This window comes from Nocardioides silvaticus (assembly GCF_003160695.1).
GTDB lineage: Bacteria > Actinomycetota > Actinomycetes > Propionibacteriales > Nocardioidaceae > Nocardioides > Nocardioides silvaticus.
This window is the reverse complement of the sequence record NZ_QGDD01000010.1, coordinates 1-20,703: the sequence shown is the minus strand read 5'-3', so window position 1 is coordinate 20,703 and position 20,703 is coordinate 1. Positions and strand designations below refer to the sequence as shown.

Annotated in this window: 24 protein-coding genes; 16 read left to right on the top strand and 8 right to left on the bottom strand. The window is 72.4% G+C overall.

Translation table 11 applies throughout. The features are described from left to right. The first annotated feature begins 1 nt into the window (after position 1). The 4 genes from DJ010_RS18885 to DJ010_RS18870 all read left to right on the top strand — a co-directional run bounded on the left by DJ010_RS18885 (position 2) and on the right by DJ010_RS18870 (position 5,124). Complete coding sequence (locus DJ010_RS18885) at positions 2-907, top strand: choline kinase family protein (protein WP_109696691.1); 906 nt, start codon at positions 2-4, stop codon at positions 905-907. Next, entirely contained in the window at positions 904-3,357 is a 2,454-nt protein-coding gene (locus tag DJ010_RS18880; RefSeq protein WP_109696689.1) for a GcvT family protein, read from the top strand. Before DJ010_RS18885 ends, DJ010_RS18880 begins: the two co-directional genes overlap by 4 nt. 64 nt (positions 3,358-3,421) lie before the next feature. Further along, positions 3,422-4,432, top strand: a complete 1,011-nt coding sequence (locus DJ010_RS18875; protein WP_109696687.1) for an LLM class F420-dependent oxidoreductase — start codon at positions 3,422-3,424, stop codon at positions 4,430-4,432. Then, positions 4,429-5,124, top strand: coding sequence for an HAD family hydrolase (locus DJ010_RS18870; protein ID WP_109696685.1), 696 nt, complete (start codon positions 4,429-4,431; stop codon positions 5,122-5,124). The genes DJ010_RS18875 and DJ010_RS18870 overlap by 4 nt, the downstream gene beginning before the upstream one ends. A 22-nt stretch (positions 5,125-5,146) precedes the next feature. On the opposite strand, the gene DJ010_RS18865 is transcribed toward DJ010_RS18870, so the two are convergent. Genes DJ010_RS18865 through DJ010_RS18855 form a run of 3 tightly spaced genes read right to left on the bottom strand, consistent with a single transcriptional unit; the run spans position 5,147 to position 7,564 of the window. Then, complete coding sequence (locus DJ010_RS18865; protein WP_109696683.1) at positions 5,147-5,815, bottom strand: methyltransferase; 669 nt, start codon at positions 5,813-5,815, stop codon at positions 5,147-5,149. 43 nt (positions 5,816-5,858) lie between these two features. After that, positions 5,859-6,239, bottom strand: a complete 381-nt coding sequence (locus DJ010_RS18860) for a VOC family protein (RefSeq protein ID WP_109696681.1) — start codon at positions 6,237-6,239, stop codon at positions 5,859-5,861. Continuing rightward, positions 6,236-7,564: an FAD-binding oxidoreductase gene (locus tag DJ010_RS18855; protein WP_109696679.1), complete on the bottom strand. Its 1,329-nt coding sequence runs from the start codon at positions 7,562-7,564 to the stop codon at positions 6,236-6,238. The genes DJ010_RS18860 and DJ010_RS18855 overlap by 4 nt, the downstream gene beginning before the upstream one ends. Positions 7,565-7,718: 154 nt before the next feature. On the opposite strand from DJ010_RS18855, the gene DJ010_RS22160 reads away from it, so the two are divergent. From DJ010_RS22160 to DJ010_RS18845, 3 genes are all read left to right on the top strand, one after another. Beyond that, positions 7,719-7,874 carry a hypothetical protein gene (locus tag DJ010_RS22160; protein WP_158283063.1) on the top strand — a complete coding sequence of 52 codons (156 nt, stop codon included), beginning with the start codon at positions 7,719-7,721 and terminating at the stop codon, positions 7,872-7,874. 149 nt (positions 7,875-8,023) lie between these two features. Further along, on the top strand, positions 8,024-8,608 hold the full coding sequence (locus DJ010_RS18850) for a TraR/DksA family transcriptional regulator (protein WP_109696677.1): 585 nt from the start codon (positions 8,024-8,026) through the stop codon (positions 8,606-8,608). Then, on the top strand, positions 8,605-9,909 hold the full coding sequence (locus DJ010_RS18845; protein WP_109696675.1) for an NAD(P)/FAD-dependent oxidoreductase: 1,305 nt from the start codon (positions 8,605-8,607) through the stop codon (positions 9,907-9,909). Before DJ010_RS18850 ends, DJ010_RS18845 begins: the two co-directional genes overlap by 4 nt. On the opposite strand, the gene DJ010_RS18840 is transcribed toward DJ010_RS18845, so the two are convergent. Then, positions 9,902-10,585: a helix-turn-helix transcriptional regulator gene (locus DJ010_RS18840; protein WP_109696673.1), complete on the bottom strand. Its 684-nt coding sequence runs from the start codon at positions 10,583-10,585 to the stop codon at positions 9,902-9,904. The genes DJ010_RS18845 and DJ010_RS18840 overlap by 8 nt on opposite strands. Positions 10,586-10,673: 88 nt before the next feature. Here DJ010_RS18840 and DJ010_RS18835 point away from each other — a divergent pair, with 88 nt between their 5' ends. Genes DJ010_RS18835 through DJ010_RS18825 form a run of 3 tightly spaced genes read left to right on the top strand, consistent with a single transcriptional unit; the run spans position 10,674 to position 12,957 of the window. After that, the gene (locus DJ010_RS18835; RefSeq protein WP_109696671.1) at positions 10,674-11,099 is read left to right on the top strand and encodes a hypothetical protein; all 426 of its coding nucleotides are present in this window, start codon (positions 10,674-10,676) and stop codon (positions 11,097-11,099) included. Next, a complete protein-coding gene (folE, locus tag DJ010_RS18830) occupies positions 11,096-11,737 on the top strand; it encodes a GTP cyclohydrolase I FolE (RefSeq protein WP_109696669.1) in 642 nt (213 codons plus the stop codon). Before DJ010_RS18835 ends, folE begins: the two co-directional genes overlap by 4 nt. Next, a complete protein-coding gene (locus DJ010_RS18825) occupies positions 11,734-12,957 on the top strand; it encodes an NAD(P)/FAD-dependent oxidoreductase (RefSeq protein WP_109696667.1) in 1,224 nt (407 codons plus the stop codon). The genes folE and DJ010_RS18825 overlap by 4 nt, the downstream gene beginning before the upstream one ends. Here the strand turns inward: DJ010_RS18825 and DJ010_RS18820 are convergent. Together DJ010_RS18820 and DJ010_RS18815 are read right to left on the bottom strand one after the other, a co-directional pair. Then, positions 12,923-14,008 carry a sensor histidine kinase gene (locus DJ010_RS18820; protein ID WP_281271149.1) on the bottom strand — a complete coding sequence of 362 codons (1,086 nt, stop codon included), beginning with the start codon at positions 14,006-14,008 and terminating at the stop codon, positions 12,923-12,925. The two genes, DJ010_RS18825 and DJ010_RS18820, sit on opposite strands and share 35 nt — an antisense overlap. Before the next feature lie 10 nt (positions 14,009-14,018). Continuing rightward, positions 14,019-14,711 (bottom strand): response regulator transcription factor, encoded by a 693-nt coding sequence (locus tag DJ010_RS18815; RefSeq protein WP_109696663.1) that lies wholly within the window; start codon positions 14,709-14,711, stop codon positions 14,019-14,021. Positions 14,712-14,801: 90 nt separating this feature from the next. On the opposite strand from DJ010_RS18815, the gene DJ010_RS18810 reads away from it, so the two are divergent. Continuing rightward, positions 14,802-15,404 carry a M15 family metallopeptidase gene (locus DJ010_RS18810; RefSeq protein ID WP_109696662.1) on the top strand — a complete coding sequence of 201 codons (603 nt, stop codon included), beginning with the start codon at positions 14,802-14,804 and terminating at the stop codon, positions 15,402-15,404. A 6-nt stretch (positions 15,405-15,410) separates the two neighbouring features. Here the strand turns inward: DJ010_RS18810 and DJ010_RS18805 are convergent, their stop codons facing one another. Together DJ010_RS18805 and DJ010_RS18800 are read right to left on the bottom strand one after the other, a co-directional pair. Next, a complete protein-coding gene (locus DJ010_RS18805) occupies positions 15,411-15,857 on the bottom strand; it encodes a mycothiol transferase (protein WP_245927709.1) in 447 nt (148 codons plus the stop codon). Further along, complete coding sequence (locus DJ010_RS18800) at positions 15,821-16,762, bottom strand: VTT domain-containing protein (RefSeq protein ID WP_109696660.1); 942 nt, start codon at positions 16,760-16,762, stop codon at positions 15,821-15,823. The genes DJ010_RS18805 and DJ010_RS18800 overlap by 37 nt, the downstream gene beginning before the upstream one ends. A gap of 377 nt (positions 16,763-17,139) precedes the next feature. Here DJ010_RS18800 and DJ010_RS22800 point away from each other — a divergent pair, with 377 nt between their 5' ends. The 5 genes from DJ010_RS22800 (at position 17,140) to DJ010_RS18780 (ending at position 20,550) form a co-directional block, all read left to right on the top strand. Then, positions 17,140-17,511 carry a hypothetical protein gene (locus tag DJ010_RS22800; RefSeq protein ID WP_245927708.1) on the top strand — a complete coding sequence of 124 codons (372 nt, stop codon included), beginning with the start codon at positions 17,140-17,142 and terminating at the stop codon, positions 17,509-17,511. After that, positions 17,508-17,996 carry a SigE family RNA polymerase sigma factor gene (locus DJ010_RS22795; RefSeq protein ID WP_245927707.1) on the top strand — a complete coding sequence of 163 codons (489 nt, stop codon included), beginning with the start codon at positions 17,508-17,510 and terminating at the stop codon, positions 17,994-17,996. Before DJ010_RS22800 ends, DJ010_RS22795 begins: the two co-directional genes overlap by 4 nt. A 37-nt stretch (positions 17,997-18,033) precedes the next feature. Next, positions 18,034-18,609 (top strand): dihydrofolate reductase family protein, encoded by a 576-nt coding sequence (locus tag DJ010_RS18790; protein WP_109696656.1) that lies wholly within the window; start codon positions 18,034-18,036, stop codon positions 18,607-18,609. Between the two features lie 70 nt (positions 18,610-18,679). Next, a complete protein-coding gene (locus DJ010_RS18785; protein WP_146207402.1) occupies positions 18,680-19,303 on the top strand; it encodes an ArsR/SmtB family transcription factor in 624 nt (207 codons plus the stop codon). Beyond that, positions 19,300-20,550 (top strand): MFS transporter, encoded by a 1,251-nt coding sequence (locus DJ010_RS18780; RefSeq protein WP_146207401.1) that lies wholly within the window; start codon positions 19,300-19,302, stop codon positions 20,548-20,550. The genes DJ010_RS18785 and DJ010_RS18780 overlap by 4 nt, the downstream gene beginning before the upstream one ends. Positions 20,551-20,703 lie beyond the last annotated feature (153 nt).

The following is a 20,703-nucleotide window of genomic DNA, read 5'->3' as shown; positions in this document are numbered from 1 at the left end:
GGTGACGTCCGACCTGGACCGCCTCGCCGTGCTGGCGGGGCGGTCCTGGCACGCCTCGGACCTGCCGGGCGGGCTGACCAACCACAACCTGCGGGTGCGGACCACCGACGACGGACCGCCGCTCGACCTGGTGGTGCGGTGCTCCTCCAGCGACGCCGGCCTGCTCGGCATCGACCGCGACGCCGAGCACGAGAACACCCGTCACGCCGCGGCGGCCGGCGTCGGCGCCGAGGTGCTGGAGTACCGCCCCGACCTCGGGATGCTGGTGATCTCGTACCTGCAGGGGCGCCCGCTGGAGAACGCCGACTTCGCGGACGCCGCCGTGCTCGGGCGGGCGGCCGTCGCCTGCCGGCGGCTGCACGCGGGCCCGGCGTTCACGGGCACCTTCGACATGTTCGCGCGGCAGGAGACCTACCGGGCGTCGGTCCGCGAGCACGGGTTCGCGCTGCCGCCCACCTACGACGACCACGCGGACGCGTGGGCCGACGTACGACGGGTGCTCGGCCGGTCCGGACGGCCGGCGGCGCCCTGCAACAACGACCTCCTCGCCGCCAACTACATCGACGACGGCGACCGGGTGTGGCTCATCGACTACGAATACTCCGGCAACAACGACCCCTACTTCGAGCTCGGCAACACCACCACCGAGTGCGACTTCGACGAGGCGCAGATCGACGCCTGGGTCGAGGCCTACCTCGGCTCCTCCCCGTCCCGGGCCGATCTCGCGCAGGTCCGCCTGCAGGCGCTGTGCAGCGAGTACGGCTGGTCGCTCTGGGGCTTCATCCAGGCGGCGACCAGCCCGATCGACTACGACTTCACGGCGTGGGGACAGGAGCGGTTCGACAAGGCGGAGGCCACGTTCCGCAGCCCGCGCCTGCGGCAGCTGCTGACGGAGGCAGTCTCATGAGCGACCTCCCCACCCGCGCCAGGGTCGTCGTCGTCGGTGGCGGCGTGATCGGCACCAGCGTCGCCTACCACCTGACCAGGCTGGGCTGGACCGACGTCCTGCTGCTGGAGCAGGGCCGGCTCTCGTCGGGCACGACCTGGCACGCGGCCGGGCTGGTGGGCCAGCTGCGGGCCTCGGAGAGCGGCACCCGGCTGGTGCAGTACTCCACGCAGCTCTACGCCGAGCTCGAGGCCGAGGTCGGCCTGTCGACCGGCTACAAGCGGTGCGGCGGGGTGACCGTGGCGCGCACCGAGGACCGGATGACCCAGCTGCGTCGTACCGCAGCGAGCGCGGACGCCTACGGGTTGGAGTGCACCCTGCTCACGCCCGAGGAGGCGAGGGAGCGCTACCCGGTGATGCAGGTCGACGACGTGGTCGGTGCGATCTGGCTCCCCGGCGACGCGACGGCCAACCCGACCGACCTGACGCAGGCGCTGGCCAAGGGGGCGCGACAGCGCGGCGCGGTGGTCCGGGAGCGGGTGCGGGTGCTCGACGTGCTGGTCGAGGACGGCGTCGTCACCGGCGTCCGCACCGATGCGGGCGACGTGGAGGCCGAGGTCGTCGTCAACTGCGCCGGACAGTGGGCCAAGCAGGTCGGCGCGATGGTCGGCGCGACGGTGCCGCTGCACTCCGCCGAGCACTTCTACGTCGTCACCGAGCCGTTCGCCGGCGTCCGGCCGGACCTGCCGATCCTCCGCGACCCCGACGGTTACACCTACTTCAAGGAGGAGGTCGGTGGCCTCGTCGTCGGCGGGTTCGAGCCGGAGGCGAAGCCGTGGGTGGCGCCGGACGCGATCCCCTACCCGTTCGAGTTCCAGCTGCTCGAGGAGGACTGGGAGCACTTCTCGGTCCTGATGGAAAGCGCTCTTCACCGGATCCCGGCGCTGCATGAGACCGGGATCCGCAAGTTCTACAACGGGCCCGAGAGCTTCACCCCTGACAACCAGTTCATCCTCGGCCCGGCGCCCGAGGTGCGCGGCTTCTACGTCGGTGCCGGTTTCAACTCGGTCGGCATCGCGTCGGCCGGCGGTGCCGGCCGGGCGCTCGCCGAGTGGATCGTCGAGGGCGAGCCGACCTCCGACCTGACGGCCGTCGACATCCGCCGGTTCGCGCGGTTCAACGGCAACAACCGCTGGCTCCACGACCGGGTGGCCGAGGTGCTCGGCCTGCACTACGAGATCCCGTGGCCGAACCGGGAGATGCGGACCGCACGGCCGTTCCGGCGCTCACCGCTCTACCACGTGCTGGAGCAGGCGGACGCGCGGTTCGGCAGCAAGATGGGCTGGGAGCGGCCGATCTTCTTCGCCCCGCCCGGCACCCCCCCGGGCATCGACTACACCTGGTCGAAGCCGGGGTGGCTGCCGTGGGTGGCGGCCGAGCACGAGAACACCCGCACCGGCGTGACCATCTTCGACCAGACGTCCTTCTCCAAGTACCTCGTCGTCGGCCGCGACGCCGAGACCGCGCTCCAGTGGCTCTGCACCGCCGACGTCGCCGTCCCGGCCGGGCGCACCGTCTACACCGGCCTCCTCAACGCGCGCGGCACCTACGAGTCCGACGTGACCGTCACCCGGCTCAGCCCGACCGAGTACCTCGTCGTCAGCAGCGCGGCCACCACCGAGCGCGACCAGGACCACCTGCGCTCGAACCTCCCCGCCGGAGCGGCCGTCTCCGTCGTCGACCTGACGTCGTCGTACGCCGTGCTCGGGGTGATGGGGCCGCGGTCGCGGGACCTGCTGACGCGGGTCAGCAGCGCGGACCTGTCGAACGAGGCGTTCCCGTTCGGCACCAGCAGGGAGATCGACCTGGGCTACGCGACGGTCCGCGCCACCCGGATCACCTACGTCGGCGAGCTCGGGTGGGAGCTCTACGTGCCGACCGAGTTCGCGGTCGGCGTCCACGAGGACCTGATGGCCGCGGGCGCCGACCTCGGCGTGGCGAACGGCGGCTACTACGCGATCGACTCGCTGCGGCTCGAGAAGGGCTACCGCGCGTTCGGCCGCGAGCTGACGCCCGACCACACGCCCGTCGACGCCGGCCTGCTCTTCGCCTGCAAGCTGCGCACCGACATCCCGTTCCTCGGCCGCGAGGCCCTCGAGCGCGCGAAGGCGGCCGGCGCGCGGCGCACGCTGGTGTCGTTCTCCGTCGAAGACCCCGACGCGATGCTGTGGGGCGGCGAGCTCGTCCGCCGTGACGGCGTGCCGGCGGGGCAGGTCACCTCGGCCGCTTGGGGCGCCACCGTCGGCAGCGCGGTCGGGCTCGCCTACCTGTGGGACGCCGACGGCGGTCCGGTCGACGCCGCGTGGGTCCGGGCGGCGTCGTACGACGTCGCGTCGGGGTCCGGCACCCACCCGATCTCGGTCTCGCTCCGCCCGCTCGTCGACCCGGAGGGCCGGGCGGTCAAGGGCTGAACCGGCGAGGGAATGCCACCACGCCTCCCGGGTAACGCGCCAGGGACGACGGAGGAGGCGTTCGATGACGAAGTTCGGCTACACCCTGATGACCGAGCAGAGCGGTCCGCGCGAGCTGGTGCGGTACGCCCGGGCGGCCGAGGAGGTCGGCTTCGACTTCGAGGTCGCGAGCGACCACTACTCGCCGTGGCTGGTCGAGCAGGGGCACGCCCCGTACGTCTGGACGGTGCTGGGCGCCGTGGCGCAGGCGACGTCCCGGGTCGGCCTGATGACCTACGTGACCTGCCCGACGATGCGCTACCACCCGGCGGTCGTGGCGCAGAAGGCAGCGACCCTGCAGATCCTGGCCGAGGGCCGGTTCACCCTCGGGCTCGGCAGCGGCGAGAACCTCAACGAGCACGTCGTCGGCGAGGGCTGGCCGGCGATCCAGGACCGCCACCTGATGCTGCGCGAGGCGACCGAGATCATCCGCGCGCTGCACACCGGCGAGCTGGTGGACTTCCGCGGTGACTACTTCCAGGTCGACTCCGCCCGCGTCTGGGACGTGCCCGACGAGGGCGTCGAGCTCGGGATGGCCGTCGCGGGCGACCGGGCCATCGAGACGTTCGCGCCCCTCGGGGACCACCTCATCGGCGTGGAGCCGAAGTCGTCGCTGGTCGAGGACTGGAACGCGGTCGACGGTGCGAAGCAGATCGGCACGGACGCCCGCGCGATCGGACAGCTCCCGATCTGCTGGGACACCGACGAGGACACCGCGGTGAAGCGCGCGCACGAGCAGTTCCGGTGGTTCGGCGGCGGCTGGGCGGTCAACGCCGACCTGCCGACGCCCGCCGGCTTCGAGGGCGCCACCCAGTTCGTGCGCCCCGAGGACGTCGCCGACGCGATCCCCTGCGGCCCCGACCTCGACGCGATCGTCGAGGCGGTCAGCGCCTACTGGGAGGCCGGGTTCACCGACGTCGCCCTCGTGCAGGTCGGCGACGACGGGCAGGACCGGTTCCTCAGCGAGGCGGCCGGCCCGCTGCTGGAGAAGCTGCGGGCGGCGGCCCCGTCGGGGTCGGCGGGATCGGCCGCATGACCGGCCAGGCCGGGCAGGGCAGGGCCGTCCTCTTCGACATCGACGGCACCCTGGTCGACTCGACCTACCACCACGCCGTCGCGTGGCACCGCGCCTTCGCACGGATCACCGACGTGCCGCCGATCTGGCGCCTCCACCGCGCGATCGGGATGGGCGGCGACCGGCTGGTCGCGGCCGTGACGAGCGACGAGGTCGAGGAGAAGCACGGCGACGACCTGCGCGACGCCTGGCGGGAGGAGTACGCCGAGATCCGTGCGGAGGTGCTCCCGCTCCCGGGCGCGGCCGAGCTGGTGCGGCGGCTGGCCGACGACGGGTTCGCGGTCGCGCTCGCCTCGTCCGGTGACCCGGAGTTCAGCAAGGAAGCGGTGGAGCTCCTCGGCGTCGGGGCGGCCATCTCCGCGCTGCTGACCTCCGCCGACGTCGACGAGTCCAAGCCGCACCCCGACCTGCTCGAGGAGACGCTCGGGCGGCTCGACGGGGTGGAGTCGGCCGTCTTCGTCGGCGACACGGTCTACGACATCGAGTCCGCCTCGCGCGCGGGGATCGGCTGTCTCGCCGTACGCTCCGGCGGGTTCGGGCACGCCGAGCTGGAGGACGCCGGCGCGCTGCGGATCGTGGACCTGGTCGCCGACCTGCTGGAGATCGACTGGACCGACGCCGGCCTGTGGTCGGCGCCCGGCCGGTCCGGCTGAGCGGGCCGACCGGCTCAACCGGTCAGCGCTGGTCGCCGATCGCGACCAGCAGGCCGCCCGGCAGGTAGTCGCGGACCTCGAGCACGCGCCAGCCCGAGCTCCCGCCCTGGATGCCGTCGACGAGCCGCTCGACGATGCTGACCTGCTCGTGGCTGCCGACCTGGACGACCAGGTAGCCGCCCGGCGCCAGGTGCCGCAGCGCCACGCCGAGCCCGAGCAGCAGCTGGTCGCTGCCGTCGAGACCGCCGTCGATCGCGCCCACCGGGTCCTCGGGGAAGTTCGGCACGTCGGCCGAGGGCACCCACGGCGGGTCGAGGATCGCGAGGCCGAACAGCTCGCCCGGCTCCAGGGCGTCGGCCAGGCTGCCGACCCGCACGTCGGCAGCGACACCGGCCAGGGTCGCGTTGCGGCGGGCGTAGTCGGCCGCCACCGGGTCGCGGTCCACCTGGACCAGGTCCCGGCCGGTGAGCGACGCGGCCAGCAGCCCGATCTGGCCCGCCCCGCAGCACAGCTCGAGGATCGGGCCCGGCGCTCCGCCGTCCGCAAGGGCGGCGATCCAATGGCTCTGCGCGGTCGTCCACGGCCGCGGGCGCAGCACGCGGGAGTCCCACCGGATCTCCAGGCCGCCGAAGTCGGCGACCTGTTCCGATCCGGTCGCGTCGTGGTCGGTGGTGGTCTCGGCAGGGAGCATGGCGCCCCGGTACCCAACCCGGTCGGGGACCAGACCCAGGAGTTCAGAAGCCGCCGTAGGGGACGGTGATGATCTCCAGGTTGTGGCCGTCGGGGCCCTCCCAGTAGAGGCCGCGGCCGCCGTCGTGGTGGTTGATCCGACCCTCCTGCTGATGGGCCGGATCCGCCCAGTGGGCGAGGCTGCGCTCCTCGATCCGGGCGAGGATGGCGTCGAAGTCGTCCTCGCCCACCAGGAACGCGTAGTGCTGCGGCTGGAACGTCCCACGGTCCGCCATCACGTCGAGGCTCACGCCGTTGGCGAGCTCGACGACCCGGAACGGCCCGTACTCCTGCGGCTCGGGGAGCCCGAGCATCTCGGCGAGGAACGTCGCGGTGGCATCGCGGTCCGATGCGTGCACGATCGTGTGGTTCAGCGCAATGCTCATCGGCGATCTCCCGTCCCGCCGGGCGCCGACGGTTGCCGGCTCGGCGCGATGTTCTGGTTGAGGTGGAAGACGTTAGCGGGGTCGACGGCGTCCTTGAGCGCGGTCAGCCTCGCGAGCTTGGCCTCCGGGTAGGCGCGCCGTACGCCGGCCGGCCCCTCGTCGCCGAGCGCGTTGACGTAGACACCGCTCGAGTACGGCGCCAGCGCGGCCGCGCTCACGCGCGCCGCGGCGATCCGGTCCGCGTCCTCGGACGGGTCCACCCAGCGGGCCGAGCCGACGTACTCGAAGGCGGTCCGGCGCTGGCTGAACGCCGTCGCGTCGTCGGGCACGTCCGCGATCGCACCGCCGTAGGTCTGGACGCTGGCCGCCACGGCGGGATCGTGCGCGAGCAGCGCCTGGAGCGCACCGTCGGACAGCTCCTCGAAGTAGTGGCCCTTCCAGTACCGCCGGAGGGCGTGACCCTCGAGGGTGTCCTCCCGACGCTGGAGCTCGAGGTAGGACAGCTCTGCCACGCGCCGTTCGGCGGGACGACCGAGCGCCTCCAGGCCCGCCGCGTGCTGCCGGCCCTCGTCCGGATTCCCGACCCACACGAAGCCGAGCGTCGCGGTGCCGCCGAGCACGGTCGCGGCGTACGTCGCCTCCCGCGGCGCGGTCACACCGAGATCGCGCCACCGCGCCAGCGCCTCCCGTGCGTCCCCGACCGGGAAGTCGAGCTCGACGCTGAGCGCCCGGGTGCCGGTGTCATGGAGACGGAACTCGAACTCGGTCACCACGCCGAAGTTGCCACCGCCCCCGCGCAGCCCCCAGAAGAGCTCGGTGTTCTCCTCGGCCGACGCGCGGACGACGTCGCCGGCCGCGGTGACCAGCTCGAAGGACACCACGTTGTCGCAAGTCAGGCCGTGCTTGCGGGCCAGCCAGCCCATCCCGCCACCGAGCGTGAGCCCGCCGACGCCTGTGTGCGACACGTTGCCGGCAGTGGTCGCCAACCCGGACGGCTGGGTAGCCGCGTCGAGCGCACCGAGCAGCGCACCGCCCTGCACCCGGGCCCGTCTCCGCTCGGGGTCGACGCGGACCGCGCCCATCGGCGTCAGGTCGATCATCAGCCCGCCCTCGGGCACCGCCAGCCCGACGACGCTGTGCCCACCGCAACGGACCCCGATCTCGAGGCCCTCCCGCTGGGCGCGATGCACGGCCGCGACGACCTCCTGCGCATCGCGGCAGCGGGCGATGAGAGCCGGACGGCGGTCGACCATGGCGTTCCACACCCGGCGCGCGTCGTCGTACCCGTCGGCGCCCGGCCGCAGCAGGCCGTCGTTCTCTGCCATGTCTCGCTCCTGTCCGTGGACATCCTGCCGACATGGACCGACAGCGCGGTCGGAAATCAGCGGTGGTGCGGCGGTCGGACTACCCGGCAGCCTGATTCGTCCCGGCTCTCCGCGGACGGCACGCCGTGACCGCCTCGCTGCTATGGTCCGAGACATGGCACCGATCTTCGAGACGCGACAGGGAACCGCCGGTCCGGCGCACGTTCCCTCGGGTGCCGCGCTCCTGGCCATCGAGCTCAGCGAGCAGGCCCGCGGGGTCCGCGGGCTCGACGTGCTGCGACGCAGCGTCGACCGCGCACCGCCTGCGTGACCCGCTGAGCCCGAGCGCTCACGCCTGCTCACCGCTCTGCGGGAGCAGGTGCCTCGCTTCGCCGTCCGTACGACGCGCCCGCGCGACCCGTCGCGTCTGAGGTCAGCGTCGTGCGACGCCCTCGCGCGTCCGCCCGCACGGTCTGCTCCGTGCCGACGCGCCCTCCGTCGCGCCACCTCCAGGAGGAGATCGCCATGCTCTCCGAACCCACCACCACCCTCGCTGCCAGCAGCTGGACCGCCCTCTTCGCGTCCGTCTGGTTCTCCCGCAACGCCCGCGCCGTCGCACCGCGCAAGCCGTCCGCACCGCGCAAGCCCAACGCACCGCCACGCCGGCCGACCGAGGACGAGCGCGTCGACCTCTTCGTGCCCGTCTTCCCCACCCGGGGCGGCCGGCGCTTCGACGACACCGTCGCATGGCCGGTCGACACGCCCTGCCGGCTCGCCGCGACGATCCAGTCGGTGACCCTGCGGCTGCGGGCGCTGCCGCCGCCGCAGGACCTCGGTCGCCGTACCCTCCACTACCGCACGCAGCTGCTCACCACCCTGCGCGCGGCGCACCACGCCCTCGCGCGGATCGACGAGGGCACCTACGGAACCTGCACCGACTGCGCCGAGCCGATCTCGCTGACCACGCTCACCGAGAAGCCGTGGGCGACGGTCTGCGCCTGGTGCGCGGCCGACCTCACGTCCGTCCGCAGGCGCGTCGACGAGCCGGAGGTGAGCGGGCGATGACCCGGCCCAGCAACCACGACTTCGCCGACGTCGCCGTCGTCGGCGCCGGCATCGTCGGCCTCAGCACCGCGTGGTTCCTCCAGGAGCGCGGCTTCACCGTCACCGTCTACGACAGCGACCAGGCGGCGAGCGGCGCCTCGTGGGGCAACGCCGGCTGGCTGACGCCCGCGCTCACCGCTCCCCTGCCCGAGCCCGATGTCCTCCGCTACGGGGTGCGCTCGGCACTCACCCCGACCTCGCCCGTCTACGTCCCGCCGCGGCTCGACCCGTCCCTGTGGCGCTTCCTCATCGGCTTCGCCCGGCACTGCACGCAAGCCCGGTGGGACCGCGGCATGGCCGCCTACGCGCCGATCAACAAGCTGGCGATCCGCGCGTTCGAGGACCTCGCGGACGCCGGCGCGACGCCGCGCGCACACCGCGCTCGGCCGTTCCTCGCCTGCTTCCGCACCGCCGCCGAGGCCGGCACCCTGATCGCGGAGCTCGACCGCATCGAACGCGCCGGCCAGCCCGTCCGCTACGACTACCTCACCGGTCCGCAGGTCCAGCAGGCGCAGCCCGCGGTCGGCACGGAAATCGGCGCCGCCGTGCTGCTCCGAGGCCAGCGCTACATCCACCCGCCGGCGTTCGTCCGGGCGCTCGCCCACTCGGTCGTCGCGCGGGGCGGCAAGCTCCGCGAGCTGGTCCACGTGGCCGGCGTCGAGACCGACGGCGAGGGCGCCAGCCTCCTCGACAGCGACGGTGGGCGGCGCCGCCACGACGCGGTCGTGCTGGCGACCGGAGCGGCTCTCGGCCGGCTCGCTCGTCCCTTCGGAGTACGACGGGTCGTGCACCCCGGACGCGGCTACTCGTTCATGGTCACCGGCGAGCAGGTGCCGGACAGCCCGATCTACTTCCCGGCCCAGCGGGTCGCCTGCACCCCGCTCAGTGAGCCGGCGGCCCTGCCGCCGGGTCCGTTCGCGGACGACGACGTTCCCCTGCTCCGGGTCGCCGGGATGATGGAGTTCCGCCGTGCGGACGAGCCGCTGGACCCGCGCCGGATCGAGGCGATCGTCGAGGCGACCCGCGCGCTGCTGCCCGGTGTCGACCTCGACCACCGCACCGACGAGTGGGTCGGCTCGCGACCGTGCACGACCGACGGCCTCCCGCTCGTCGGGGAGACGCGCTCGTCGCGGGTCTTCGTCGCCGGCGGTCACGGGATGTGGGGCGTGGCCCTCGGCCCGGCGACCGGCAAGCTGCTCGCGGAGCAGATCGCGACGGGACTCCAGCCGCGGGCTCTGCGGCCGTTCGACCCGCTCAGGTGAGGGCAGCGGTCGGCCTGGCCTTGACGCAGCACCGGCCCGGCTCGGGCTCCAGGCAGGCTGTCACCTCGGACTCGAGGCCGTCTGCGACGCCCTGCACGAACGCCTGGTTGAGACCGCACACGAGGTCGGTGTGCTTCTGGGCGAGCGCGTCGAACGGGCAGTTCGCGAGCTCGACCACCTCGTCGCCGATCTGTGGCTCGAAGCCCTGGCTGCGCAGCACCTCGGCGAGGACGGACAGGGTCCCCGGACGTACGGCGCCGGCAGCCTCCTGCGCCAGGGAGAGGCCCTCGCTCCGTGCCGACCCCGCGAGCGCCTCGTCCAGCGGCACGCCCTCACCGGCCTGCGTCACCGCCGCTGCCAGGATGTCGCCGACCAGGTCGTAGCGCCGGGGCGGCAGGGACACGGCGAACTCCCGGGCCGCGCGACGGTAGAGCTTGCTCGGCCGGCCCGCACCCGGGCCGGTCCGCCCGGTCAGCCGCCGGTACTCCACCTCGAGCAGCCCCTCGGCCACCAGCCGGTCGAGGTGGAAGCTCACGTTGTGCAGCGCGAGCCCCAGGGCCGTGGCGGCCTGCTCGCGCCCGACCGGCGCGCTCTCGGCGGCGACGTACTCGTAGAGCGCCCTGCGGGTGTCGTCGGCCAGGGCGCCGATGCCGGACGCCTGTGCGCTGAGGTCCATGGTCGAAAGTCTAAAACAGAACGCTCTTGACACAAGACTTGGTCGAGCGTGTAATGCAGAGATACCTCTGTTTTAGAAAGGATTGGCCATGGCCACAGACACCGACCCCGCCGCTCCCCTCACGACACATCACTCCCGGTCCGGCCCCGACCGGGCCTTCCTGCTCCTGCGCACCGTCTTCACCGTCGCGCCGATCGCCTTCGGCCTCGACAAGTTCGCCGAGCTGCTCACCGACTGGGAGCAGTACCTCGCGCCCTGGATCGACGACCTCGTCCCCGGCAGCGCCCACGACGCGATGCTGGCCGTCGGCGTCATCGAGGTGGTCGCGGGGATCGTGGTCGCCGTCGCACCCCGCTTCGGCTCGCTCCTCGTCGCCGGCTGGCTGGGCGGGATCATCCTCAACTTGGTGACGATGGGCGACTTCTACGACGTCGCGCTGCGCGACTTCGGCCTCCTCGTCGGTGCGCTCGCTCTCGCCGCCCTGGCCTTCGACCGCGGCCGGGCGACGGCGTGAGCACTGCCACCGTCCCCACCGAACCGTCGGCCGCCACGACCGAGGGGCGGTCCTGGCGGCCGCGGGCCACCCGCCCGCGTCCGGAGGTCGACGCCACTGCGGCGGAGCGAGCGGCCGCCGACCTGCTCACCGCGCTCGGGCTGGACCTGACTGACGAGAACCTCGCCGAGACGCCGCGTCGGATGGCTCTCGCGCTCATCGAGATGACCAGCGGGCCCGACTTCGAGCTGACCACCTTCCCCAACGAGCAGCAGTACGACGAGCTGGTGCTGGTCAAGGACATCCCGCTGCAGTCGGTGTGCGAGCACCACGTGCTGCCGTTCGTGGGGCGGGCCCAGATCGGCTACCTGCCGGGCGATCGCATCCTCGGCCTGTCGAAGTTCGCCCGGATGGTCGACCTGCACGCGCGCCGGCCCCAAACCCAGGAGCGCCTGACCCAGCAGATCGCCAACCACCTCGAGGGCGTGCTGCGACCGCGCGGCGTCGGCGTGGTCATCGAGGCGGAGCACACCTGCATGAGCCTGCGCGGCGCGCGGGCGACCGGTGCTCGCACCACGACCTCGGCGCTGTTCGGCCGGCTGCGGGACGACCACCGCAGCCGCGCGGAGTTCCTCGCCCTCACGAGGAGCGCGTCATGAAGGTCGTGGTGGTCGGCGGCGGGCTCGCCGGCATCAGCGCCGTCGAGGAGCTGCGCACGCAGGGCCACACCGGCGACATCACGTTGATCGGCGCGGAGCCGCACCCGCCTTACGAGAGGCCGCCGCTCTCCAAGGGCCTGCTGCTCGGCAGCGCCGAGCCGGACTCGGTCTTCGTCCACGACGCCACCTGGTACGACGAGCAACAGGTCGAGCTTCTCACCGGCACCGCCGTCGCCGGCATCGATCTCGACACCGGCCACGTCCTGATCGGCGACCGGCGGCTGCCGTACGACCGCCTGCTCCTCGCCACCGGCGCCACCCCCCGGCACCTCCCGCTCGCCGACCGGTCCGGCGCCGACGTCCGCTACCTCCGGACTCTCGACGACGCGCTTGCCCTCGGCGACCGCCTCACCGAGCACGTGCTCATCGTCGGCGCCGGCTGGATCGGGCTCGAAGTTGCGGCCGCCGTCCGCGCCGCGGGAGGCACCGCCACGGTGGTCGAGGCGACCAGCCTCCCGCTCGGCAACGCCCTGGGTCCCGAGCTCGGCGGCCTGTTCGCCGACCTGCACCGCGAGCACGGCGTCGACCTCCGGCTACGGACGGCCGTCGACGCGATCGACGACTCCCGCGGCCGGACGACGGTGCGGCTCTCCGACGGCCACGAGCTCTCGCCCGACCTGGTCCTCGTCGCCATCGGCGCCGTGCCCGACGACCGCCTCGCGGTCACTGCCGGGCTGGTCCACGACCACGGTGTCCTCGTCAACGGCTGGCTGCGCGCCAGCGACCCACACGTCTTCGCGGCGGGCGACGTCGCCACCCACGACCACCCGCTCCTCGGCCGGATCCGCGTCGAGCACTGGGACAACGCGATCCACCAGGGCCGGCACGCCGCGCGCACCATGCTGGGCGACGACGAGCCCTACGACCGGCAGCCCTACTTCTTCACCGACCAGTACGACCTCGGCATGGAGCACGTCGGGCACGTGGGCCCCGAGGGGTACGACGAGGTCGTGGTCCGTGGTGATCTCGCCTCCCGCGTCACGACGACGTTCTGGATCCGGAAGGGTCGGGTCCTGGCCGGCATGCACACCAACGACTGGGACGCCATCGAACCGATCCGGGCGTGGGTCGGGCGCGAGGCCACCGACGAGCTCCGCGACCCTGCCGTCCCGCTCGCCGAGCTCGTCATCGGCGAGCCGACGCCGGGAGGCGGACGCTGACGAGCAGCCCGCCCCCGGGCCTCGGCTCGATGAGCAGAGTGCCGTCATGGGCACCGACGATGCTCTCGACGATCGCCAGACCCAGTCCCACGCCGGCGTGCTCGGAGTGCCGACGCTCAGCGCCGCGTTGAAAGGGCTCGGTCAGGGTGGCCGCCAGCGCGGGTGCGATCTCGGGCCCCGTGTTCGCCACCGTGAGCAGCACGCCCGAGCTGTCAGTCGTAGTCCGCACCCGCACGACCCCGGCGGCCGGAAGGTTGTGGACGATCGCGTTGTGCACGAGATTCGTCACCATCTGCAGCAGCAGCGGCTGCGAGCCGGCGGTCGGCGCCGGGCCGCTGCTCGTCTCGATCGCGATGCCCTCCTTCTCGGCGAGCGGAAGCAGGGTCTCGGTCGCCTCCTCGGCCAGGAGTGAGAGGTCGACGTGCTCCTCCGCGAACGCGCGCTGGTTCGCTCGGCTGAGGACCAGCAGGGCCTCGGTGAGGTCGATGGCGCGCGCGTTGACGGTGTGCAGCCGCTCGACCAGCTCGGCGGGGTCGCGCCCCGGCTCGCTGCGCGCCACTTCGAGCAGGGTCTGGGTGACCGTCAGCGGTGTGCGCAGCTCGTGGGACGCGTTGGCCGCGAACCGCTGTTGCTCGGCCACGTGCGCCTCGAGCCGCGCCAGCATCCCGTCGAAGGCGTCGGCGAGCTCGCGGAACTCGTCCTTGCGTCCCGGGAGCCGGATCCGGTGGGACAGCGACCCGGTCGCCGCCAGTCGGGTGGCGTCGGTGATCCGCGCGAGCGGCGCGAGCATCCGTCCGGCGAGCACCCACCCGCCGACGAGCCCGAGGACCAGCAGGAACCCGAGGGCAGCGGCGGCGCGGGGCACGAAGGCCCGCTCGAGGTCGGACCGGTTCGGGACGAAGAGCGCGGGCCGGCTTCCGGGCGACTCCGACACGAGGTTGCCGTCGGGCACGTAGCGCAGCAGGAACACCCAGACCACCGCCAGCAGCAGGACGCCGGCGACCATCAGGAACCCGGCGTAGCTCAGGGTGAGCTTGAGACGGGCGCTCAAGCCCGGAGGTCTAGCCACCCTCTTGCTCCTGCACCGCCGACGTCCCGACGTCGATCCGGTAGCCGACCCCGGGGACGGTCGCGATCACCCACGGCTCGCCCAGCCGCTTGCGCAGCGCGGAGACGGTGATGCGCACGGCGTTGGTGAATGGGTCCGCGTGCTCGTCCCAAGCCCGCTCGAGCAGCTCCTCCGCGCTCACCACCCCGCCCTCGGCGGCGACCAGCACCTCGAGCACGGCGAACTGCTTGCGCGTCAGCGCGACGTACCGGCCCTCGCGGAAGACCTCGCGCCGGAACGGATCGACCCTCAGGCCGGCGATCTCGCGCACCGGAGGGCGGTGGTGCCCGCGTCGCCGGTCGAGAGCGCGGAGCCGCAGCACCAGCTCCCTCAGCTCGAACGGCTTGGTGAGGTAGTCGTCGGCGCCCAGCTCGAACCCCGACGCCTTGTCGTCGAGCCGGTCTGCGGCAGTGAGCATCAGGATCGGCATGCCGCTGCCCGTGCCCACGATGTGCGCGGCGACCTCGTCGCCGGAGGGCCCAGGGATGTCGCGGTCGAGGACCGCGATGTCGTAGGCGTTGACGCTCAGCATCTCCAGCGCCGCGTCGCCGTCCCGGGCGACGTCCGCGGCGATCGCCTCGAGCTGGAGTCCGTCGCGGATGGCGTCGGCCAGGTAGGGCTCGTCCTCGACGATCAGCACGCGCATGGTGTCCACGATGCTAGGCCGGGAACATATCGCCGGCGTATGCGAAATCGGATACGCCCTGACAACGCCGCGCTCCCTTGACTGCTCGGCATGTTCTCTCAACCTGTCGGCCGGTTCGCTCTCGTCGCCGCCTTCGCGCTCAGCGCCCTGCTCGCCCTCGTGCTGCTGAAGCCCTTCCCCTCAGCGTCCTCGCTCGGGCTCGACCTGGACATGGGCGCGGATCGCGGGAACGGCCGGACCACCGCGGACGGTGACGTCCCGGACGGCGCGACGGTGTTCGACGACCACTACCCAGCCATCGCCCGGCTCGACCCTGACCTGCGGGGTGCCCTGCAGGAAGCCGGGACGGAGGCGGGACGCGACGGCGTGGTGCTGCAGGTCAACAGCGGCTGGCGGTCGAGGAGCTACCAGGCACAGCTGCTCCGCGAGGCGATCGCCGAGCACGGCTCCGAGGAGGAAGCCGCCCGCTGGGTCGCGACCCCGGACACCTCCCCGCACGTGTCGGGCGACGCCGTCGACATCGGCGGCTCCGATGCGCAGGCGTGGCTGACGGACCACGGGGCGTCGTACGGGCTGTGCCGGGTCTACGACAACGAGCCGTGGCACTACGAGCTGCGACCCGACGCGCCCGAGGTGGGTTGCCCCCCGACCTATCCGGACCCGACCTGGGATCCCCGCCTGGCGCGGCGGTGACCCACGTCAGCGTCCGCCGCTGTCCCGCTGCGCGATCAGCTGCTCCCGGAGGATCTCGGCGTGGCCGACGTGCTGCGCGAGCTCACGGACCATGTGCAGATAGACCCACCGCAGGGTCACGGCGGCGATCCTCGGGTGTCCGGTCAGCTCGTCGTCGAGCGCCAGCTGACGCGCTGCGCTCTCGGAAGCGGCGACCGCCTCCTCGTGCCGGGCCAGCACGCTCGCGATCGTGTCGTCAGGGTCGAGGTCGAACGAGTCGTCGACCGTCGGCGGCAACCCGAGGTCGGCGCGCGGCGTCCCCGTCACGGTCTCACCGAACCAGATCCGCTCGACGTACGTCGCATGCTTCACCAGGCTCAGCAGCGTGGTCTTCGACGGGACCAGCCGGCGCCGGGCCTCCGCCTCGCTGACGCTGGTCAACGAGGCGCGCAGCGCCCGGCGGTAGGTGCGCACGAACGCCTCGAGCTGGGTTCGCTCGTCCGCGACATGAACGTCGTAGGTCTCACCGATGATGTCCACACGGCATTGTGGCCGACGGGCTGCGCGTTCACGACCGTTGTCGACAGCGCCCGCGTCGGCGCCCCTTTCCTCGACACCACCCCACTTCCCGGCTGCGTGCCCGACAGAGCCGGCCGTTCCCGGCGGCGGCGCCGCCGACGCCGGAGCAGCGCCCGCACCCACGGAACCAGGAACGCGAGCACGAGGAGGGCGAGGCTGATGCGGGAGGCGTGCTGGTCGATGACCAGGACCAGGTCGACCGCGTGCTGCCCCAGCGCGTAGCCCAGTCCGGCCACCAGGCTCGTCACGAGCAGGGCGGCGACGAGGTCGAGGGCCAGGAAGGTGACCAGCCGCATCCCGGCCATCCCGGCGACGACGAGGACGACCGGCGTCGGGATCCCGGGGAGCACAGCGAGGGCCACCGCGACGCGGACGACCCAGGGACTCAGGTTCCTGGCCCGCGCGGAGTAGCGCGCCGCCTGCTGCGGAGCGGCGATCATCCGGATCATCCCCTCTCCCCACCGCCGGCCGGCCCACCACAGGAGCCAGTCGAGCTTCGCCGTACCGACCACGCCGGCGGCGACCACGAGCCAGAGCGGCACCTCGCCCGCGCGGGCGAACGCGGCAGCCGCCCCGGTGGCGAGCAGGTCACCGCTGACGAGCTGCAGCGCCACCGGGTGCTCAGCGACGAGGAACGGCTTGGCCGGCCGCAGGGCGAAGCCGAGCAGGATGACGGCTGCGAACCCGCCGAGCAGGACGAGGTCGGCGCGAGCGGCCGTGCCGTCCCACGGTCGGAAGCTCTCGGGCCACAGCCAGCGACCGGGCCGGCGGGTGCGCGCCGTCCGAACCGATTTCGCCATGACGCCTCCCGGCAACTCGAACAGATATGTTTGAGTACTACCACATCTCGTACACTGTTGTACAGTTTAATCCGTTGGCGAGGACTGAGCAGTGACAACCGCCGAGGCACGGGCATCCGTCTCAAGGGGTGCCAGTGCTGCCTAGGGAGGGGACGCGATCCCATGAACGTTCTGCGAGACGACTTGGACAGAGCGATTCCGATGCACGAGGGCGCGTCTCCGGATGCGGAGGGCTCCTTCGCGCCGGACACCGAGCCCGGAACCGCCACCGGGCCGTCATCTCCTCCGTCGGCGTGTTGGGCCTGGGGCTCGGTGCCGTGGGGTTCGTCCTGGTTGCGTCGCCGACAGCGTCGAATCCTCGCGACCTCGGACCCAGCGTGGCCGACCCGGCGACGGCTGCGACACGGCAGAGCGTCCCGGGCGCCGCGCTGTTCGACGTCTGCGCGCCGGACGCCGTTCCTCGTCTGAAGGTGGTGAAGACGGGTCCGGACCGTCAGTACGTCATCACGTTCGGCGATCGGTCGGCGGACTGGACGTCGACGCCGGGGCTCGTCGTTCTCGAGGGGGACGACCACGTCGCGTTCAGAGCGAGGTGCGGCGACGAGGAGGTCTGGAAGTTCGACTTCGTCGAGGACTCGGCCCGCGTGGCGGGCGGGTTCTTCACGAAGGCGTTGCCCCGCACCACCTTCGAGGAGTGGGTGGACGACAAGGCGCGGACGCCCGTCTGCGAAGGAGCCTGCGGCCCGTGAGGAGCACGCGCGACACCGAGTTCAGCGAGTTCGTCAGCGCCCGGTACCAACATCTGCTGCGACTGGCACACGCGATCACCGGTGACCACCACCGCGGGGAGGACGTGCTGCAGACGGCGCTCGTGAAGCTCTACGTGGCGTGGCCGCGCGTCACCCGCAAGGGCGGTGAGGAGTCCTACCTGCGGACGATCATCGTCCGTACCTGCATCGACGAGTCGCGCCGAGGCTGGCGGCGCGAGGTGAGCCGCGGCGTCGTGGCCGACGCGATCGCCGTCACCGACCACCCCGAGGACCGTCAGGACGACCTGTTCACCGCGATCCGAGGTCTGCCGGAGATGCAGCGGAAGGCGGTGGTGCTGCGCTACTGGCTCGACCTCTCCGTCGAACAGACCGCCGCCGAGCTGGACGTGTCGACCGGAACCGTGAAGAGCCATGCCTCGCGCGGCCTGTCCAAGCTGAGGTCGGTCCTGCCCTGCGAGCTGTGACCGACACGTACATCGAGAGAGCGGAAAGGAAGCAACGGTGACGGCTACCTACACCTGGGACGTCTTCTCCACCGTCGACGGCTGGGGATCGTACGCGGCAGACGGGGTCTGGGGCGGCTACTGGAGCAAGGACGGACCGGAGTTCCTTGCGCACAGGCTCGCGGCCTACGACTCGGACGTGCGGGTCGTGCTCGGCTCCACCACCTTCCGGGAGATGGCCGGCATCTTCGCGGACCTCGGTGCCGACAACCTCGACGAGGCCAACCGCAGGATCTTCGCCTCGCCGGTCACCGTCGTGTCGTCCACACTGCGCGAGACGCGCGGCTGGCCGAACGCGACCATCCACGCGGGCGGAGCCGCTGACCTCGTACGGCGTCTGAAGGCCGAGAACGACGTGCCTCTCCGGTCCCACGGGAGCCTGTCCCTCAATCGTTCCCTGATGGCGGCAGGCCTCGTGGACTTCGTCCAGCTGACCATCTTTCCCGTGATCAGCGGGCGCACCGGCACCGACCGGGTCTTCCACGACACCGAGGACTTCGACCTCGAGCTCGTCTCGAGCCGCACGTTCGACGGGCGCAGCCAGGAGTTGGTGTTCGTCCCGACTCGTCACTGAGCACGCCACTGGTCGACAGTTATACAAGACCTCTTGTGCGTTGATCTCGCCCGACGTCAGGGTGGGCGGCATGCCTCGGAAGCCCGCCGCGGAGCGGCACCACCTGCCGGACGACCGACCTTCAGAGCTGGTCGACGTGCTGATCGCCTTCCACCACCCCACCCGCCGGTGGCTGCACGAGATCCTGGCCCTCGAGGGGCCTGCCAGCGTGGGAGGTCTCGCCGGGCGGACCGGCCTCGCGGTCGGGTCCGTGAGCCACCATCTGAAGCCCTTGCACCAGCAGGGCTTCGTCGAGCCTGCACCGGAGCTGGCCAGGGACACCCGGGAGAGCTGGTGGCGCGTCGTTCCGCGACAGCTGAGCTGGAGCGCTGACGACTTCCTGGCCGACACCCCGGGGCGGCTCGTGGCCGACCGGGCAGAGGTCGAGAACTTCCGTCACCAGGTCCGCGCGGTGCAGCAGTGGATGACGCGCGCCTCCTCCGCACCCGAGAAGTGGCGCCGCGCGGCGACGTCCGCGGACACGACCACGCGAGCGACCGCCGCCCAGCTGCGCGACCTCAGCAGTCGCCTGCAGGACGTCATGGTCGCCTGGGCCGACGAGTGCGTTCGTGACGCCGCCGAGCGACCCCAGCGCGAACGGCGCCCCGTCCGCGTCGTCGTCCGCACCTTCCCGACCGAGGCGGTGCACCCGTGACCGCAGCGGCAGTCACCCATCGTCCCTCGCCGACACCTGCGCGCGATCCGATGGTGCTGACCTGGCTGATGGGTGTCGCCGTCTCGTGGTTCGGCGACGCCGTCTGGGTCGTCGCCCTTGCCTGGACCGCAGCGCACACCTTGTCGCCGGGTCTCGCCGGCGTGGTCCTGGCTGCGGAGATGGTGCCGCAGGCCGGGCTCGTCCTCGTCGGTGGCGTGGTCGCCGACCGGTTCGATCCGCGCCGGGTGCTCCTGGCGGGGTACCTCGCGCGCGCCGTCGTGCTGGTCGCCGGCGCTGCGGCGTGGCACTCGGGCCTCGACGGCGCGGCCACGCTGGGGGCGGTGGCCCTGAGCTTCGGCGTCGCCGCCGGGTTGACGATCCCCTCAGGGAGTGCGCTGATCCGGTCCTTGGTGGCGCCCGAGCACCTAGGGGCGGTCATGGGGTGGAACCAGGTCAGCGGCCGGGTGATGCGGCTGATCGGCGCACCGGTCGGCGGCGTGGTCGTCGCGATCGGGGGCCCGGTCGCCGCGATGCTGCTCGACGCAACCACCTTCCTCGCGATCGCGCTCGTCATCGGCTGCGTCGTCCGGCCGCGTTACCCGTTGCCGCGTGCCACCGAAGCGCGGTGGCGGCAGTCGTTCACGGCCGGCGTGCGCTACCTGCGCGCCACGGCCTCGGCCCGGTTGTTGGTCGTCGGGCTGACGGCGCTCAACGTGTTCGTCACGCCGATCACCGCACTGGGCCTCGCGCTGCGCGTCGAGGGATCCGGGTGGGGGTCGCACTGGCTCGGCCTGGCCGACGGCGCCCTCGCCGCGGGCGCGATCCTCGGCAGCCTCGCCGCGATCCGCTGGCTACCTGCGCGCTCCGCTGCCGCCGGATTCCGCGTCCTGGTCGTGCAGGGGCTCGCGCTCGCGTGCATCGGCGCGTCCTGGAAGCCGGGAGTGATGGCCGGCATGTTCGTGGTCGGGGTGACCGCCGGATTGGCGTCCGTCTGGTTGTCGTCAGCGTTCCTGGCGACGATCGACCCGGCGTACGTCGGGCGCGTCTCGTCCGTGACGGCCCTGGGAGACATGGCTCTGCTGCCGCTGTCGGTGCCCCTCCTCGGCTTCGCCGCGGGTGCGGTGGGACTGTTGCCGACCACGATCGCCTTCGGAGCGGCGATGGCGTCGCTGTGCCTGTGGTTCGCGACCCGACCGGAGCTCGCTCACATCCGGCCGAGCCCCGTTGAAAGCGACTCCCCGACCTGATCGGAGAGCCGCGCTGGTGGAGCTGAGGGTGTCTGGGTTCACGACATAGGCGACAACTGACACGCGACACCTGAGTCGGGACATAGGCGACAGTTCCTGGGCATGTCGAAAGCCAGGGTCGCCGTGCTGAAGGTCGTCACTAAGGAAATGTCC